This window comes from Amycolatopsis jiangsuensis, from assembly GCF_014204865.1.
Taxonomy (GTDB): domain Bacteria; phylum Actinomycetota; class Actinomycetes; order Mycobacteriales; family Pseudonocardiaceae; genus Amycolatopsis; species Amycolatopsis jiangsuensis.
The window spans coordinates 2,675,564-2,692,670 of sequence record NZ_JACHMG010000001.1 but is presented as its reverse complement, the minus strand read 5'-3'; the positions used below and the strand labels follow the sequence as shown (position 1 = coordinate 2,692,670).

Below are 17,107 nucleotides of genomic sequence, written 5' to 3'. Positions count from 1 at the left end.
GCCGAAGCTGCCGAGTCGCTCAGTGTCCGGTGTCGTGCGGGTCTGCGGAACCGCCGATGTTCCCGGACCCCGACCCGGCGGATGCGTCCGAGTACAGCTGTACCGCGATCCGCTTCCACTCCGCCAACAGCTGGCGGCGGCGGTTCGGGTCGCCACCGAGCTCGGCGTCCAGAGCCAGGCCTCGGGTGAGGTTCACGGTCAGCCAGAACAGCATTTCCGCCCGTTCCGGGGGCAGGTCGCCGGCGACCTGGCTGATCTGCTCGAGCGTGGCACGGCCCAGCGCGCGGTCCACCGGGCGGATCGCCGCCCGCAGCTCCGGATCGGTGCGGGCGGCGACCCACAGTTCCGTGACGGCAGTCGACAGCGTGCCCGAGTATCCCGTCCACAGCAGGTCGATCGCGGCGGCGACGCCGGACGATCCGCCGGGCAGTGCGTCGAGCGAGGCCGCCAGCCGGGTGCGCAGCTTCGTGGTGAGGTGCTCGACCGCCGCGGCCATCAGCTCCGCCTTCGTGGCGAAGTAGTGCTGCACGGCGCCTTTGGACACCCTTGCCCGCGCGCAGATCTCCTGGACCGACGCCCGTGCGTAGCCGATGTCCACCAGGCATTCGATCGTCGCGTCGAGCAGGGCGGTGCGTGTCTGCTCGCGCCGCTCCGCCTGGGTGCGGTGCCCGCGGGCGAGTTCGGTCATCGCGGTCCCCTTTACGTACCGGTCGGAACGGTTGTACATTCCGGAGAGAACTTACCTGCCAATCGTCATGTTTTCCAGCGTAGCTGCACAGGGAGGCGTCACCGTGCCGTTGCAGACCCCGAAGAGCTCGTGGAGCAGCACTCCGGAACTCCAGGACCTCCGGGAGCTTTCCCGGTCGTTCCTGCAGAAGGAGCTCGTCCCGCACCAGGAACGCTGGGCGGCGGAGAAGAAGCTCGACCGCGAGGTCTGGAACAAGGCCGGTTCGCTCGGCCTGCTCTGCCTGTCGATCCCGGAGGAGTACGGCGGGGGAGGCGGCACGTTCGCGCACGAGGCCGTGCTCTACGAGGAGCAGGCGCGCTGCGGCGACAACGCCTGGGGCGTCACCGTCCACAACGGAATCGTCGCGCACTACCTGATGTCCTACGCGGCGGAGGAGAAGAAGCGGGAGTGGCTGCCGAAGCTCGCCAGCGGCGAGTTCGTGGGGGCCATCGCGATGACCGAACCGGGCACCGGCTCGGATCTGCAGAACATCAAGACCCGCGCTGTGCGCGAGGGCGGCGACTACGTCATCAACGGCGCGAAGACGTTCATCACCAACGGTTTCCACTCCGATCTGGTGGTGGTCGCGTGCAAGACCGACCCGGAAGCCGGCGCGCAGGGCGTCTCGCTGATCGCCGTCGAGACGGACACCCCCGGCTTCCGCCGCGGCCGGGTGCTGGACAAGGTCGGGCTCAAGGGCCAGGACACCGCCGAGCTGTTCTTCGACGACGTCCGGGTGCCCGCCGCGAACCTGCTGGGTGATCAGGAGGGCCAGGGCTTCATCCAGCTCATGACGCAGCTGCCGCAGGAACGGCTGATCATCGCGGTGACCGCGGTCGCCGGGCTGGAGGCGGCGGTGGACCTCACCATCGACTACACCAAGGAACGCACCGCGTTCGGCCGCCCGATCTTCACCTTCCAGAACACGAAGTTCAAGCTCGCCGAAGCGGCCACGGAAGCCGCCGTGTCGCGTGCGTTCCTGGACCAGTGCATCGAACGGCACCTGCGTGGCGAGCTGGACGTGCAGGGCGCGGCGATGGCGAAGCTGTGGACCACCGAGCGGGTGAACAAGGTCGTGGACGACTGCGTGCAGCTCTTCGGCGGCTACGGCTACATGACCGAGTATCCGATCGCCCGCGCCTGGGCGGACGTGCGGATCTCCCGCATCTTCGGCGGGACGAGCGAGATCATGAAGGAGATCATCTCCCGCACGCTGTGAGGCAGTTTCCCCTACGCCGAAAGGACTTTCCGGTGAAGTCAGGTCCACTGGGCGGCGTGCGGGTGGTGGAGCTGGCCGGGCTCGCGCCCGCCCCGTTCGCCTGCATGCTGCTGGCCGACCTCGGCGCGGAGGTGATCCGCGTCGACCGCGCGACGCCGGGTGCCGACGTGCTCGGGATCCCGAACGACCCGCTCACCCGCGGCCGGCGCTCGGTCGGTGTGAACACGAAGACGGCCGAAGGTGTCGAGCTGGTGCTGCGCCTCGCCGAACGCGCCGACGTGCTGGTCGAGGGCTTCCGTCCCGGCGTCGCGGAACGGATGGGTCTCGGCCCGCAGCAGGTGCACGCGCGCAACCCGGCGCTGGTCTACGGCCGGATCACCGGCTGGGGACAGGACGGCCCGCTCGCCCAGTCGGCCGGGCACGACATCAACTACATCGGGATCGCCGGCGCGCTCGACCCGGTCGGCCGGGCCGGTGAGCGCCCGGTGCCGCCGCTGAACCTCGTCGGCGACTTCGGCGGTGGTGGCCTGCTGCTCGCCATGGGCGTGCTGGCCGCGCTGCACGAGCGCACGACTTCCGGGCGCGGGCAGGTCGTGGACGCCTCCATGGTCGAGGGCGCGGCGCTGCTGACCACGAGCCTGCACGGGATGCACGCGGCCGGGCTGTGGCCGGGGGAGCGTGGGCAGAACCTGCTCGACGGCGGCGCTCCGTTCTACGACACCTACGAGACCGCGGACGGCGAGTACGTCGCTGTCGGCGCGATCGAGATGCGGTTCTGGGCGGATCTGGTCAAGGTGCTCGACCTGCCCGCCGAAGACCTGCCGGTGCACGTCGACCAGTCCCAATGGCTGCGGTTGCGTGAAATCCTGGCCACGGCGATCCGCGGGTTCACTCGCGACGAGCTGCTCGCTCGCGCCGAAGGTACCGACGCCTGCCTCACGCCGGTGCTTTCGCCGTGGGAAGCCGCCGCCCATCCGCAGAACGCGGCGCGCGGGACATTCGTCGACATCGGCGGCACCGTGCAGCCGGCCCCGGCCCCGCGGTTCGACCGCACGCCGGCTGCGACGCCGGACGCGCCGCCGCGGACGGGCGCGGACACCACGGACGTCCTGACCGAACTCGGCTACGACGCCGACGGCCTCACGGCGCTGCGGGAGGCGGGAACGATCGCCTGACCTTCACGAGCTCAGATCGGCACGGACGACCGAGTACAGCACGTGGTCGCGCCATTCGCCGTCGCGGAAGTCGAAACCACGCAGGACGCCTTCGCGGGTGAACCCGGCTTTCTCCAGCGACCGCTGCTCCGCCCGGTTGCCCACCTCGGTACTCGCCTCCACGCGGTTGAACTGCGTGTGCGCGAACAGGTAGCGCACGAGCAGCCGCTGCGCCTCGGTGCCGAGCCCGTGCCCGCGAGCCTCCGGCAGCAGCACCATGCCGATGTTCCAGCAGTAGGTGTGCGGGCCGGTGCGGGTGCGGTGCCAGGAGACGAGCCCCAGCGGACGCTCCTCCGCTGTGGGGACGAGCATGCCGCCCTCGGTGCTCAGCAGGCCGGTGTCGCGCCAGCGACGGCGGAGGTAGCCCGGGTCGTGCCAGCCGAACCACTGGTACTCGCCGACCGTGGCGGGGTCGTTGGTCAGCGCCTCCAGCAGGTCCACATCGGACTCGCGGGCCGGGCGCAGCCCGACCGCGCCCGGGCCCCCGGCGGCTGGTCTCTGCACGTCCATCGCGGGAGCGTAGCGGGATCCGGGAGACACTTCCGGGGGTCACCCGGTAGTGAGGTGGCTCACTCCGGCCCGCTGATCGGCTCCGCCGCGGGCCGGGTCCGGGCTTTCCGGGCGGTTCGTCATTACAGTGGACCCGACCGCGCGCCGTGCCCGCGGGGTCACAGCAGGCGTCCGCGGGGCGTCCGGCGCACGTGCATCGGAGGGGAGCCATGTCGAGCGGCGTGAAGAAGATCATCGTGGTCGGAGTGGTCGTGCTCGTGCTCTTTTTCCTGATCACGCAGCCGACCGGCTCGGCAGAGCTGGTGCACCGCGTGCTCGGCTGGCTCCGGGAGGGCGCGGAGGCCATCGTGACCTTCTTCCGGACATTGTTCTCCTGACCCGTCCGGACGGTCGCCCGCCGGGGTGGTCACCCTTCGTGACCGGATTCCGGAATCCGGACGGGCTACTCGACCATCCGGGTGGATTGCCCCCTGAAACCGCCTGGTCACCGAATTTGTCGCTGCCGGGGTATGGCGGAGAAACCCGGCTCCGCCCTACGGTGCTCACATTGCGTGATCAGCCGGTGCTCCGGTCTTCCGGAAACCGGTCCCGGACGGGGTGTGTCCGCTGGTCACGCGGTCGTTGCCAATCGAGGAACCGCACAGCGGGGCAGGCGGTCAGGGCCTGTCCGACGCGGGCCGAGTAGGAGGCAGGGATGACCGGAGATCCCGGAGTGGACGCGTTGATCCGGCAGTGGGCGGCCGAGCGGGAGCGGACTCCCGAGGAGCTGGAGGTCGACCGCATCGCCTCCGCCTGGCTCGCGGACGCTCCCGTGGCACCGCCGGGCATCCCGGCCCAGCGCGGTGGCTCCGGTGGCTCCGCCCCCGGCCGGTTCGCCCCGGTCGAGGCCGCCGATCCCGGCTACCTCGACGCGATGCGCGAGCGGCTGCCGGAGGTCCCCGACGAGCTGCTCGTGGCCGCCGCGGGCTGGTGGCAGATGGTCGGCGACGTCGCCGAGGCCCAGCGGTGGTGGGACGCCGGGCTCAGCCCGCTCGACCAGCGCGCGCTGGACTACCGGGCGGCCGGTCTCGCGCCGTCCGACCTGAGCCGCAGGCTCGGCCCGATGACCGTGTTGCAGCACCTGCGCCGGGGCAGCGCGCCGGCCTGGTGCGTCGCGAGGCTGGCGAGGCAGCAGAAGCCGGCCTGAGACCGTTCCGGTCCGGCCGGGTGAACCGGGGTGGCGGGGCTCTCCGGTCCGCGCGCGTAACGCTAATCTGCGCGGACTCGTTGTTCGATCGACTGCGTTCGGCCCGAGCCGGTCGGATCGACCCACCGCCACCCTGGAGGACCCGAGTTTCGTGCCCGTCACCGGACAGACCCCCGACACCGAGCCGGCCGGGGACGAGATCGAGGCCACGCCGTCCCGCGTGCGTCGCCACGGCGTCGCACTGGCCGTGCGGCTCGCGGTCGTGGCCGGCGTGCTCGTACTGGCCGGCGGCGGGGTGTGGTTCGTGACCAGGGCCTCGGACCCGGTGGCGAGCCCGACCACCACGGACATCCCGGCGCTGAGTGTGAAAGCCGTGGACGTGCAGCCGGGGTCGATCGCCCCGGTGAGTGCCGCGGCCGCCGGCGGCGCGGACCAGGGCACGGCCCCGCAGTCGGCGAAGCCCTCCGGGGGTGACCCGCTGGAGAGCTGGGCCGAGCAGGTCGCGGATGCCACCGGGATCCCGGCTCGCGCGGTCCGCGCGTACGGCAACGCGGAGCTCGCGATGCGTTCGGCCGACGCCGGCTGCCGGATCTCGTGGGCGACGCTCGCCGGTGTCGGACGCATCGAGTCCAACCACGGCCAGTACGGCGGTGCGGTGCTCGGTGCCGACGGGCGTCCGTCCAAGCCGATCATCGGTGTCCCGCTCGACGGTTCGGCCGGCGTCCGCGCGATCACCGACACCGACCGCGGCCGTTTCGACGGTGATCCGGTGGCCGACCGGGCGGTCGGCCCGATGCAGTTCATCCCGAGCACCTGGGCGAAGTGGGCGTCCGACGGCAGCGGCGACGGGATGGGCGACCCGCAGCAGATCGACGACGCGGCGCTGGCCGCGGCGCGGTACCTGTGCGCGGGCGGGCGCGACATGGCCGGCCCGTCCGGCTGGTGGTCGGGCATCCTGTCGTACAACAACTCGACCGAGTACGCACAGAAGGTCTTCGGCCTGGCCGACGGCTACGCGAAGTCCGCGCAGCGGGTCCGGGCCGGCTGACGGTGGTGCGTCACAGCTGAGCCGCCTCTCAGGGAACGGGAGAGCGGCCAGTGCTAGCGTCGAAGCCGTGTCAGCAGAACCCGGCCCGGCCGCGTCCCCGCTCGGGCGGCGGCTCGCGATCGCCGCCACGTGTGTGGTGAGTCTTGCGCTGTGCTGCGGGCTGGCCTGGTGGCAGTGGGACCGGTTCATGTCCGCCAGCGGCACCTTCCAGAACCTCGGATACGTGTTGCAGTGGCCGCTGTTCGGGCTGTTCCCGGCGTTCATGTTCTGGCGCATCCGGAAGCTGCGCGCGCAGGAAGAGGCCGAACCGGCCGACGCCGGCGTTCCCGCGCCGGCCGCGGTGACCGTTCCCGCCCCGCGGCGCGCGACCCCGCCGCCGGCCGACGAGGACGACGAACTCGCCGCCTACAACCGTTACCTGCGCGAGCTCCACGCTCGCGACCAGCAGTCCTGAACGCCCGCGGAAATGAGGACGCTCCCATGACGACCAGCACCGAAGGCGCCGCCCCGGCCCGCTCCGCGAAGGTGACCGGTGCGCTGACCCGGTTCCGCGTCGCCGCCTACGTGACCGGCCTCGGCCTGCTCGCGCTCTGCGTGACCCTCGTCATCGAGTACGGCTTCGACAACGCGACCCCGGCCGCGGTGTACTCGCCGATCCACGGCGTGCTGTACATGATCTACCTGGTCCTCACCATCGACCTGGCGATCAAGACCCGCTGGTCGATCAAGAGCACCGTGCTGGTCCTGCTGGCCGGATGCATTCCGTTCGTGTCGTTCCTGGTCGAACGCCGGGTGTCGCACCGAGTCCCGGCAGGCCGGGACATCTTCTGAGACGCTCCGGCAGCACCACACCGCACACCGCGGCGGCCTCGGCCGGGGGATGACAGCCGAGGCCGCGCGTGTGCTCAGGTGTCGGAGCCGATGCCGGTCAGCGAGCGGACCTCCATCTCCGCGTGCTTTGCCGGGTCCGCCTTCGAGCGGCCGGCGAACGTGCCGATCGCACCGCACAGGAACGAGAACGGGATCGACACCAGGCCCGGGTTCTTCAGCGGGAACCAGTGGAAGTCCACGTGCGGGAAGATCGCGTCCGGCGCCCCCGACACGACCGGGGAGAAGAGCACCAGCAGCACGCACGCGCCGAGCCCGCCGTAGATGCTCCAGAGCGTTCCGGTGGTGTTGAACCGCTTCCAGAACAGCGAGTACAGCAGGGTGCACAGGTTCGCCGAGGCCGCCACCGCGAGCGCGAGCGCGACCAGGAAGGCCACGTTCTGGCCGTTCGCCAGGATCCCGCCGAGGATGGCCAGCACCCCGATCACGACCGCGGTCAGCCGGGCCACCCGCACCTCGTCGCGCGGCTCCGCCTTGCCCTTCTTGAAGATGTTCGCGTACACGTCGTGCGCGAACGAGGCCGACGCGGTGATCGTCAGGCCGGCCACCACGGCCAGGATGGTCGCGAACGCGACCGCCGAGATGATGCCGAGCAGCACCGTCCCGCCGATGTGCAGGGCCAGCAGCGGGGCCGCGGAGTTCTCGCCGCCGGGCGCCGCCTTGATCTCATCCGAACCGACCAGTGCGGCCGCGCCGAAGCCGATCACCAGCGTGCACAGGTAGAAGACGAACATGCACACCGTCGCCCACACCACCGAACGGCGGGCCTCCGAAGCGTTCGGCACCGTGTAGAAACGCATCAGCACGTGCGGCAGCGAGGCGATGCCCAGCACCAGCGCGAGCGACAGCGAGACGAAGTCGAGTTTCGTGGTGCCGTCCTTGCCGTAGGCTCCGCCCGGCTCCAGCAGCTGCTTGCCCATCGGGCTGCGGTCGGTGGCCGCGGAGAGCAGGTTCGAGAAGCTGAAGCCGAACTTGCCGAGCAGGAACACCGTGATCAGGGCACTCGCGATGAGCAGGATGCTGGCCTTGATGATCTGCACCCAGGTGGTGCCCTTCATGCCGCCGATCAGCACGTAGCAGACCATCACCAGGCCGACCACCACGATCACCAGGCTCTGGCCGAGTTTCGAGTGCACGTCCAGCAGCAGGGCGATCAGCCCGCCCGCGCCGGCCATCTGAGCGAGCATGTAGAAGAACGAGATGACCAGCGTCGAGGTCGCCGACGCGGCCCGCACCGGACGCTGCTGCATCCGGAAGCTCAGCACGTCGCCCATGGTGAACCGGCCGGTGTTGCGCAGCAGTTCGGCGATCAGCAGCAGGTCGACGAGCCAGGCGACGAGGAAGCCGATGGAGTAGAGGAAGCCGTCGTAGCCGTGCATCGCGATCGCGCCGGCGATGCCGAGGAACGAGGCGGCGGACAGGAAGTCACCGGAGAGCGCGACGCCGTTCTGCCGTCCGGAGAAGGCGCTGTCGGCGGTGTAGTAGCCGGAGGTGGAGGAACGGCGGTTGCCCGCGCGGTAGACGACGAACAGGGTGATCGCGACGAACACCGCGAACACCGCGATGTTCACCACCGGGTTGTTCGCCTCCGTGCCGGCGGCCAGGGTGGTGGTCACAGGGGCTTTCCTTCCGTCACGGCGGCCCGTTCCCGCAGCTCGGCGACGCGGGGGTCGATCTGGCGCTCCGCGAAGCGGGTGTAGAGCCAGGTGATGAGCGCGGTGGTCACGAACTGTGCGAGACCCAGCAGCATGCCGACGTTGACCAGGCCGAACACCGGCGTGGCCATGAAGTCGGTCGCGTACGCGGCCAGCACCACGTAGAGCAGGTACCAGAGGAGGAACGCCACGCTCATCGGGAACACGAAGCGGCGGAACCGCGTGCGCAGCGTGCGGAACTCCGGGCTGCGCTGGATCAGGTCGTAGTCCGGTCCCTGCGGGGCCGCCTCGGGTTCGGTGGGCGTGCTGCCGTCGCGGTCGAACAGCGCCGGCATCCGGCCGGTTTCCTCGAGCGGGGTGGCCGGCGCGGGGGTGCGCGCGACGTTGTGCATGGGAGAGCCTCCGGCAACTTGCGCCCGTGGTCGGGGTCGGACGGGACCGGGCCTCGTTCGGATGGCACCCGGATCGCCCTTGCGGACGGGGAGGCGGCCATACTAACGATGCCCCGAGAGTGGGGAAAAGCCGGTTCCGGGAGGCCCGCGGGGAATTCGATTTCGGCTGGAAAATACCGGTGCGGGACGTTTTCCGGAAGATCACGGTTCGATCACTCGGAATAGTGAGTGGCGATGTGACGGGGTGTTGCCGCCCCGCGGAGCGGTTGCGGCAAATGGCGGGGCGAACGCTGCTCCGACTGCCTCGGCAGTGACCCCGGGTAGTGAGCGCGGGCTGCCTCGTCCGGAGGCCGGCGGACCGTCGGGGGACGATTGCCGGACGGAGCCGGCAGGCCGAAAGAAATCACCGGGTCGGGCGGCGAGTCGCTGCATCTCCACAACATCGGGTTCATCTTCGGGGTTGATCCACCCGATGGGGGCACGCAGCGTAGGCCTGGTCCGGGTTTCGGCTACCCTCCGTGGGCTGATCGGGTGACCGGAGGACCGTCCGGTCCGGCGCAAGCGGTAACCGAAATTCCCTCTTCGCGTCCGCGACCGGAAACTCCACGGCGCACTCCCGCCGGTTCCGGCCATTTTCCCAGGTCAGCCGCGCGCCGCGGAAGACAATAAGGTTCCGCCGGATTGGTGTACGATTCTTTGGCCCAGCTGACCGCAGCGATAGATAAGGCACCGTCAAGTTGATCTCGACCGCAGCCGTGCAGTACGCAAGTTGCGCCGTGCACGTGCAGAGTCCCGGGAAGCCGGCCGGCTTCCGGTGCCGCGCCGGATCCGCACGTGCGGGCCTGGGGCCGGTCGATCGCGCGGATCGGCGGAACGCCGTGGACCGCACCCGTAGCGCCGGGTGCCGTCGGCGGGCAGCCACGACGCCGGACAGGGAGTCACTTTCGTGACCGTTGCAGGAGAAGGCCAAGTGCCTGTGGAGAAACTGCTCGGCCGCCCGCCGCGGCGGCCGCGCGGGTCGTCCGGCTGGCGGGCGGCGATGCGCTGGCGGGACTGGAGCCTGCCGGTCAAGCTGTCCGCCGTCACGCTGGTCCCCATCGTGCTCGCGCTGGTACTGGGTATCACCGCGATCGTGGGTCAGGTGTCGCGGTCCAGCGACTACCAGCGGATCGACCGGCTCGTCGCGCTCAGCACGCAGCTGCGTGCGCTCACCGACGGGCTGCAACGTGAGCGCACCCTGACCGCCGCGCAGCTGAGCGCGGGCGCCTCGGGGGTCACACCCGAGCTGAAGTCCGCGCGTGACGCCACCGACGCCGCCATCGGCCCGTTCACCGAGGCGGCCACCCGCGCGGGTGCCGACGGCTCCAGCGTGTCCGGCGCGGTGAACTCGGCGACCGCGCAGGTCAACGAGATCGCCGTGATCCGCCAGCAGGTCGGCGCCGGGCTGCTGCACGCGGCCGAGGCGGTCAGCGACTACAACGCGGTGACCGCGGCGCTGATCGGCGCGGACACCGCGGTGGCGGCGGGCGCCAGCGCGGACGCTCTCGGCAGCACCCCGAGCGCACTGCACGATCTCGAAGCCGCGAAGGAACAGACCTCGGTCACGCAGGCGATCGTGGCCTACGGCATCGACGACGGTTCGCTGACTCCGCAAGAGCTGAGCAACGTACGCGACGCGCAGCTGCGCTACGACGACCGCATCGCCGACTTCACCGCCGCGGCCACCGCGCCCCAGCGGCAGGACCTCGACAGCACACTCAAGCCGGACACGTCCTATGACCTGAAGCGGATGGTCGGCACCGTGCTCGGGCAGCAGGGCGCTTCGAGTGACGCCGCGCTCCGCGGGCTGTCCGCACAGGAGTGGAACGCCGCTGCGAACGCCGTCACCGGACAGCTGAACGAGGTCGGCAACCGGATGGCCACCGACCTCACCGCGGCGTCCGCGGCGCTGGTGGAGGACGCCAGCAGCAGTGCCGGCCTGCTCGCCGTGCTGCTGTTCGCCGCGCTCGCCGCGGCCGCCGCGGTCGTGTTCGTGATCACCCGGCAGCTGCTGCGTTCACTGAAGACACTGCGGCGCAGCGCGCTCGACGTGGCCGAAAAGGACCTGCCGGACGCGGTGCGCAACATCCAGGAGGGCCGCGCGCAGAGCGTCGAGGTCGAGCCGGTCCCGGTGCAGGTGCACGACGAGGTCGGTGAGGTGGCGCGCGCCTTCGAGAAGGTGCACAGCCAGGCGCTGCGGCTCGCGACCGAGCAGGCCGCGATGCGTGCCGGGTACAGCAGTGTGTTCGTGAACCTGTCGCGGCGCAGCCAGAGCCTCGTGCAGCGGCAGCTGCAGCTGATCGAGCGGCTGGAGCGCGACGAGGAGGACGCCGACCAGCTGGCCACGCTGTTCCAGCTCGACCACCTCGCCACCCGGATGCGGCGCAACAACGAGAACCTGATGGTGCTCTCCGGCGCCGAGCCGGGCCGCCGTTCCGGGCAGCCGGTGACCGCGCACGACGTGCTGCGTGCCGCGGTCTCGGAAATCGAACAGTACCAACGGGTTTCCGTGCAGCACCCGCCGGTGGTGAAGATCGTCGGGTTCGCCGCGAGCGACGTGCAGCGGCTGGTCGCGGAGCTGCTCGACAACGCGACCGCGTTCTCCGCGCCGGAGACCCAGGTGACGGTCGCGACGCGGCTCGCCGAGGACGGCTCCCTCAACGTCGACATCCTCGACAAGGGCATCGGCATGAACGAGCACGAGGTCCTCGAGGCCAATGGCCGCCTCACCGACTCGGGTTCGGTCGACCTCGCGACGTCGCGGCGGATGGGCCTGTTCGTCGTCGGCCGGCTCGCCGGGCGGCACCGCATCGGCGTCTCACTGCACGGTGGCAAGGACATCGTCGGGGTGCGCGCCACCGTGGTGGTGCCGCCGGAGCTGGTGATGACCGGTTCGATGACCGAGACCGGCCCGATCACGAGCATTCCCGCGCCGCCGTCGACTCCCGGTGGCCTGCCGCGCCGGCAGCGTCCGGCCAACGGCTCGCCGCGCCCGGGCATGCTGCCGTCCGGCGACCAGCGCTGGCCTTCGCCGAGCGACCTCGCGGGTTATCCCCCGGAGCAGGGTGTCCGCCCGCCGTCGGATCTGGAGGTCTCCGGGACCGCGTTGTTCAGCCCGATCCCGCGGGACGATCCGGCGCCGCCGTCCGCGCCGCGGATGCCGCAGGTCGTGGACGTGCCGCCGCCGCGGCCGGAACCCGTGCCCGGGCCGTCGTCTCCGGCTCCGCCGGCATCGTCTCCGTCGTCTCCGTCGCAGGAGTCCGGGGAACCACCGCGGGACGAGCTGCCCTCGGGCAAGGACCTGTTCTCCGCGGCCAACGGCACCACGCTGAGCGACTGGTGGAACCAGGCGGCGCAGCAGGTGCCGGAGGTGCCGCCGCCCTCGGCGGCCGAGACGACGATCGAGAACACGCCGATCTTCGACGAGATGCTGTCGGCCTGGTTCCGGTCGCCGGCGCCGTCCACTGAGGACGAGACGGCGGAGCCGGTGGCCGCGGCCGGGGATGCTCCGGTCACCACGCCCGCGCAGGACGAGCGCAACTGGGACTTCGCCAGCGATGAGAACTGGCGCACGGTCCAGGCGGTCACCCAGTCCGAGCCGACCGCGTTCACGAAGGCGGGCCTGCCCCGGCGCCGCAAGGGTGAGCAGCTGCTGCCCGGCAGCGCGACCCCGGAACCGATCGCGCCGGAACCGGACCAGGAGCGGGAACTGCCCGTCCGCGACCCATCCGACGTCCGCGGCCGCCTGACGAGCTTCCAGCGCGGAGTGAACCGGGGCCGCCAGCACGTCCGTGACTCCGGCGGCAGCCCGGGCGAGCAGTCCGCCCACCCGGTGGCGGGCTTCGCACCCGGCACGCCGGACGAGCAACAGCGACCGGCAGCCTTCGGCGTCCCGGCCGGCCAGCCGGGTCCGGTCGGATCGGTGTTCACCCCACAGACCGAGCGGTCTGGTCAGACGAGCGCCGGGCCAGTCCCGGGCGAGCAGTCCGGACAGGCGGGCGCTGGGTCTTCGTCGCAGGGTGAGCGGGCCGGTCAGGCTGATTCTGGATCTGGGGCGTCGGGCGAGCAACCGGACCGCGCCGGTTCCGTGCCGGCGCAGGATCTGCAGCGGGGATCGGCCACGCCTGATTCGACCACCGGCGGTTCCGCTACGGCCGGATCCACTACGGGCGGAGAGGAAGCTTCCCGCCCGGGCACCGTCGGCGGGCCGGATGGCGTTGCCGGCCCGGACCGTCCCGCCGCGATGCCGCGGCGCACTCCGGGTGCCACTTCGCCCGGTCCCGCCGGCGATGCGCCACGGTTCCCGTCCGCGTTCACGCCGGCTCAGGACGGTTCGTCCTCCGAAGGGGACGCGGGACACCGCCCGACCGCCGGCGAGGGAAGCCCCCCACCGGACACCGGACGTGCACGGGTCGCGGCCGCGTTCATGGGAAACCGGGGTCAGACCCCCGCCACGGACGACCCGGCAACTGGTCCGGACCAGTCCGGCTCAGCGGACGGCAGCAGGCCCGCCGAAGCAGACCGTCGCGACCCGTCCGCGGAGCACTCCGGCCGTCCCGCCCCGGCGGACGCCCAGTCCGCGGAGACGAACGGCCTGACCGCCAGGTCCGGCATCGAGGGCCCGAAGCCGTCGGTTCAGGCCGCGTCGAGTGCTGGTGTCGCCGAGACCGGTGTTGTGCGCCCGGATCCGGTGGAACAGCGTGGAGCGGGTGCTGGTGTGGCGGGTTCCGGTGCCGAGCGCCGGGAACCGGCGGATCAGTCGTCCGCGGGCACCAGCGCCACGTCCGGTGCGAGCGGGTGGGCCGCCGGTACGGCCGCGCCCGACACCGGTAGCCCGGCCGAGAGTGCCCCGGCTGCGAGTGATGCGCCTGCGACCGGATCTACCGAGAACGCCCCGGCCGCAAGCACTCCCACGGCCGGCGCCCCGGCTTCCGGCGCCCCGGTCGCAAGTGATCGGGACCAGACCATCGCGGACGCAAGTGGTCCGGACCAGCCGGACGCTGCCGGAGCGCCCACGCAGGCCGGTCCGGTCACCGAGGCCGGACAGCCCACCCAGCCTGGTCAGGCCACGCAAGCCGGTCCGGCCACACAGGCCGGCCAGCCGACGCAGCCCGGTCCGGCGACGCAACCGGGTCAGCCCGCACAACCGGGTCAGCCCACGCAGCTCGGCCAAGGCGGTCCGTCCACTCCGGCCGGTCAGCCCACGCCGTCCACCCCGGCCGGACAGCCCACCCCGGCCGGACAGCCCACCCCGGCCGGACAGCCCACCCCGGCCGGACAGCCCGCCACCCAGCCGGGCCGGCCCGGGGTGGACGGTGGACGTCCGGAGCGGCCGGAGGCGTTGCCGAGCCGGCGGCGGGGGGCGTCCGAGTTGCCGCCCGGGCCGCCCGCGGCCGATCCGGGGCAGGTGCCTGCCGCGGTGGCCGGGCTCGAGGCTGCCGGGGGAGGAAAGGGCGGCGCGGAGTGGACGTTCGGGTCGGATGAGGGCTGGCGGACCGTGGAAGCGGTGTCCCAGTCCGCGCCCACTTCGTTCACTTCGGCAGGATTGCCCCGTCGCCGCCGGGGAGAGCAGCTTCTCCCGGGTAGTGCACCGCCGCCTTCGGGGGCGGCGCGACCCCGTCCGTCCCGCGACGCGCACGATGTGCGTGGCCGCCTGAGCAGTTTCCAGCAGGGTATCCAGCGCGGCCGCCACCGCACCGCGCAGGCCGCCGAGAAGAACCACGAAACACTGGAGGGTGAATGACCTCGCCGAATGCGGCCCAGCCGCAGCAGAACCAGTTCGGCTGGCTGGTGAACGACTTCGCCGAGCGGGTCCCCGGAGTCGCGCACGCGGTCGTGGTGTCGGCCGACGGGCTGCTGCTCACCGCCTCCAACCGGCTGCCGCTCGACCGGGCCGACCAGCTCGCGGCCGTGGCCTCCGGGCTGGTCAGCCTGACCCAGGGCGCCGCACGCTGCTTCGAGGCGGGCACTGTACGCGAGACCGTCGTGGAGATGGAGCTCGGCATCATGGTGCTGATGTCCATCAGCGACGGGTCGTGCCTGGCCATCCTCGCCGCACCCAACTGCGACATCGGCCAGGTGGCCTACGAGATGACCATGCTGGTGGACCGGGTCGGTCAGATCCTCACCCCGGAGCTGCGTGCGCAGCTGCAGGGTGCCGGGGGCTCGCTGATCGGCGAACCGGTGGGATGATGGCGCGATGAGCCAGGGGTCCGGACTGTTCGGCGACGAGCCTCCAGACGGCGGCGAGCCCCCGCGCGGGGAGGCTCGCGACGCCGACGACGACGGCACGATCGCCGACGTCTTCAACGGCTTCAGCCTCGATTCGGGCCGCTCACGCAAGAAGCGGAAGAAGACCGGCAAGGAAACCCAGCCCCCCGAGCCGCCCGCCCCCGCAGCGCATGCGGCGGCGGAACCGCAGGCGGCACCGCCGCCTGCCGACCTAGGAGATGGTGTGACCTCTCTCGTCTCTCCACCGGGCAGTACGGACTCCGACGGCCCCAGACCAGGTGGGCTCTTCGATCCCGGACCGCCGAGCGGCGAGTTCTCCGTGCCCACCGCGTTCACCCGGCCGGACCGCATGGACCGCGTCGACCGCGTGGACCCGGACGAGGAGACGTCGATCGTGCGCCCGTACGCTCTCACCGGCGGGCGCACCCGGGCGAACTACGCGCTCGAACTGGAGACCCTGATCTCCACGAAGGACCACGTCGCCGCGGGGGGCTTCCCCGAGGCGGCCGCGGAGCAGATCGAGAGCGTCTCGATCATGGAAGAGTGCCGGACACCGCGTTCGGTGGCCGAGATCGCCGCGGCACTGCGGGTGCCGCTGGGGGTGGCCAGAGTGCTGATCAGCGACGCCGCCGACGCGGGCCTGGTCACCGTGCACCGGACGATCTCGGGCCAGGACGGCGCCGAAGCACACTTGATGTTGATGGAAAGGGTTTTGAGTGGACTCCGTCGGCTTTAAGGCACCGCGGGAAACCGCACCCCCGACCATGACATCGGCCAAGATCGTGGTCGCGGGCGGCTTCGGCGCGGGGAAGACGACGTTCGTGGGCTCGGTGTCGGAGATCGTTCCGCTCACCACCGAGGCGATGATGACCGACGCGAGCCGCGGCATCGACAACCTCGACCAGACCCCGAACAAGACGACCACCACGGTCGCCATGGACTTCGGCCGCGTATCGCTCGACGCGGACCTGATCCTGTACCTGTTCGGCACCCCGGGCCAGCAGCGGTTCTGGTTCATGTGGGACGACTTGGTGCGCGGGGCGATCGGTGCGGTCGTACTGGCCGACACCCGCCGCCTGGCGGACTCGTTCGCGCCGATCGACTTCTTCGAGGACCGCGGGCTGCCCTACATCGTCGGCGTCAACACCTTCGACGGGGTCCTCGAGCACGACATCAACGACGTGCGCGAGGCGCTGTCGATCGACCCGAGCATCCCGATCGTCCGGTGCGACGCCCGGGAACGCGAGTCGACGAAACAGACGCTGATCACGCTGGTCGAGTACGCCATGCGGCAGTGGATCGCGCTGCGGGCGGCCAACGCCGGCAGCAACGCGAACGCCCACTGATCCCGCGTCGCGCCGGGTCACTTTCCCCGTGGCCCGGCGCCGTTCAGCGTGAACGGGGACTGTCGCCGGGCGCGTCCAGCGCCGCCGCCAGGTCCTCGAAGGCCGACATCCAGCCGTACCGGTGGCCTTCGCGCTCCGTCTCGTCGGGGAACCTTCCCTGGTGGAAGGTCATCTCGGTCTTGCCGTCGGCGTCGGCGAAGGTGATCGTCACGACGGTCTCGCCCACCTCGTCGTCCGGCTCCTCCCAGCGGTAGGTGAACACCAGCCGCGAGGGCGGGCGCACCTCGCGGTAGACCCCGCCCATCCGGCGGTCGACGCCGTACTCCGCGCTGCGGATCCGGGCTCGCCACCCGCCGCCGGGGCGGGGGTCAGTGGCCACCTCGGAGGCCTGGAACTCGGTCGAACCTGTCCTCCCAGAACCGCCGGTACTCGGCCACCCAGCCGGCGATCCCGGCGAGCGGCGCGGGTTCGAGCCGGCACGGGCGCCATTGCCGGGTCCGTCCGCGGCTGATCAGCCCGGCTTGCTCCAGCACCTTCAGGTGTTTCGACACCGCCTGCAGGCTCACTTCGAACGGTGCGGCCAGCTCGCTCACGGTGGCCTCACCGCGGGCGAGCCGTCCGTGTCAAGGCTCGATGAGATCCCGGTCACTGC

The 17,107-nt window shown here is 71.4% G+C and carries 16 protein-coding genes and 1 pseudogene; 11 read left to right on the top strand and 6 right to left on the bottom strand.

Annotation, left to right across the window (positions count from 1 at the left end):
- Window positions 1-19: 19 nt before the first annotated feature.
- Window positions 20-688, bottom strand: coding sequence for a TetR/AcrR family transcriptional regulator (locus tag BJY18_RS11770; protein ID WP_184780009.1), 669 nt, complete (start codon window positions 686-688; stop codon window positions 20-22).
- A 103-nt stretch (window positions 689-791) separates the two neighbouring features.
- Here BJY18_RS11770 and BJY18_RS11765 point away from each other — a divergent pair, with 103 nt between their 5' ends.
- Window positions 792-1,946, top strand: a complete 1,155-nt coding sequence (locus BJY18_RS11765) for an acyl-CoA dehydrogenase family protein (protein WP_184780008.1) — start codon at window positions 792-794, stop codon at window positions 1,944-1,946.
- A gap of 32 nt (window positions 1,947-1,978) precedes the next feature.
- A complete protein-coding gene (locus BJY18_RS11760; protein ID WP_184780007.1) occupies window positions 1,979-3,121 on the top strand; it encodes a CaiB/BaiF CoA transferase family protein in 1,143 nt (380 codons plus the stop codon).
- 3 nt (window positions 3,122-3,124) lie between these two features.
- Here BJY18_RS11760 and BJY18_RS11755 read toward each other — a convergent pair whose 3' ends face one another.
- Window positions 3,125-3,670 carry a GNAT family N-acetyltransferase gene (locus tag BJY18_RS11755; protein ID WP_184780006.1) on the bottom strand — a complete coding sequence of 182 codons (546 nt, stop codon included), beginning with the start codon at window positions 3,668-3,670 and terminating at the stop codon, window positions 3,125-3,127.
- Between the two features lie 209 nt (window positions 3,671-3,879).
- Here BJY18_RS11755 and BJY18_RS11750 point away from each other — a divergent pair, with 209 nt between their 5' ends.
- The 5 genes from BJY18_RS11750 (at window position 3,880) to BJY18_RS11730 (ending at window position 6,735) form a co-directional block, all read left to right on the top strand.
- Window positions 3,880-4,047, top strand: coding sequence for a hypothetical protein (locus tag BJY18_RS11750; RefSeq protein ID WP_184780005.1), 168 nt, complete (start codon window positions 3,880-3,882; stop codon window positions 4,045-4,047).
- Window positions 4,048-4,364: 317 nt separating this feature from the next.
- Window positions 4,365-4,856 carry a helix-turn-helix transcriptional regulator gene (locus BJY18_RS11745; RefSeq protein ID WP_184780004.1) on the top strand — a complete coding sequence of 164 codons (492 nt, stop codon included), beginning with the start codon at window positions 4,365-4,367 and terminating at the stop codon, window positions 4,854-4,856.
- 151 nt (window positions 4,857-5,007) lie between these two features.
- The gene (locus BJY18_RS11740; RefSeq protein WP_184780003.1) at window positions 5,008-5,904 is read left to right on the top strand and encodes a lytic transglycosylase domain-containing protein; all 897 of its coding nucleotides are present in this window, start codon (window positions 5,008-5,010) and stop codon (window positions 5,902-5,904) included.
- A 67-nt stretch (window positions 5,905-5,971) separates the two neighbouring features.
- On the top strand, window positions 5,972-6,358 hold the full coding sequence (locus tag BJY18_RS11735) for a hypothetical protein (RefSeq protein ID WP_184780002.1): 387 nt from the start codon (window positions 5,972-5,974) through the stop codon (window positions 6,356-6,358).
- A gap of 26 nt (window positions 6,359-6,384) precedes the next feature.
- Window positions 6,385-6,735 carry a DUF3817 domain-containing protein gene (locus BJY18_RS11730; protein ID WP_184780001.1) on the top strand — a complete coding sequence of 117 codons (351 nt, stop codon included), beginning with the start codon at window positions 6,385-6,387 and terminating at the stop codon, window positions 6,733-6,735.
- 74 nt (window positions 6,736-6,809) lie between these two features.
- Here BJY18_RS11730 and BJY18_RS11725 read toward each other — a convergent pair whose 3' ends face one another.
- Both BJY18_RS11725 and BJY18_RS11720 read right to left on the bottom strand, forming a co-directional pair.
- Complete coding sequence (locus BJY18_RS11725; protein WP_184780000.1) at window positions 6,810-8,408, bottom strand: monocarboxylic acid transporter; 1,599 nt, start codon at window positions 8,406-8,408, stop codon at window positions 6,810-6,812.
- Window positions 8,405-8,839, bottom strand: a complete 435-nt coding sequence (locus tag BJY18_RS11720; protein WP_184779999.1) for a DUF485 domain-containing protein — start codon at window positions 8,837-8,839, stop codon at window positions 8,405-8,407. Before BJY18_RS11720 ends, BJY18_RS11725 begins: the two co-directional genes overlap by 4 nt.
- Window positions 8,840-9,809: 970 nt before the next feature.
- On the opposite strand from BJY18_RS11720, the gene BJY18_RS11715 reads away from it, so the two are divergent.
- The 4 genes from BJY18_RS11715 to BJY18_RS11695 are packed head-to-tail and all read left to right on the top strand — an operon-like array spanning window position 9,810 to window position 16,455.
- On the top strand, window positions 9,810-14,621 hold the full coding sequence (locus tag BJY18_RS11715) for a nitrate- and nitrite sensing domain-containing protein (protein ID WP_312873820.1): 4,812 nt from the start codon (window positions 9,810-9,812) through the stop codon (window positions 14,619-14,621).
- Window positions 14,618-15,070 carry a roadblock/LC7 domain-containing protein gene (locus tag BJY18_RS11705; RefSeq protein ID WP_033295708.1) on the top strand — a complete coding sequence of 151 codons (453 nt, stop codon included), beginning with the start codon at window positions 14,618-14,620 and terminating at the stop codon, window positions 15,068-15,070. The genes BJY18_RS11715 and BJY18_RS11705 overlap by 4 nt, the downstream gene beginning before the upstream one ends.
- 7 nt (window positions 15,071-15,077) lie before the next feature.
- Window positions 15,078-15,845 carry a DUF742 domain-containing protein gene (locus tag BJY18_RS11700; protein WP_184779998.1) on the top strand — a complete coding sequence of 256 codons (768 nt, stop codon included), beginning with the start codon at window positions 15,078-15,080 and terminating at the stop codon, window positions 15,843-15,845.
- Window positions 15,826-16,455: a GTP-binding protein gene (locus BJY18_RS11695; protein ID WP_184779997.1), complete on the top strand. Its 630-nt coding sequence runs from the start codon at window positions 15,826-15,828 to the stop codon at window positions 16,453-16,455. The genes BJY18_RS11700 and BJY18_RS11695 overlap by 20 nt, the downstream gene beginning before the upstream one ends.
- A gap of 43 nt (window positions 16,456-16,498) precedes the next feature.
- Here the strand turns inward: BJY18_RS11695 and BJY18_RS11690 are convergent, their stop codons facing one another.
- Together BJY18_RS11690 and BJY18_RS11685 are read right to left on the bottom strand one after the other, a co-directional pair.
- Entirely contained in the window at window positions 16,499-16,834 is a 336-nt protein-coding gene (locus tag BJY18_RS11690; RefSeq protein WP_184779996.1) for an SRPBCC family protein, read from the bottom strand.
- Window positions 16,824-17,072: pseudogene (locus tag BJY18_RS11685) on the bottom strand (ArsR/SmtB family transcription factor); the annotation flags it as partial. The pseudogene BJY18_RS11685 and the gene BJY18_RS11690, both read right to left, overlap by 11 nt.
- Window positions 17,073-17,107: the final 35 nt, after the last annotated feature.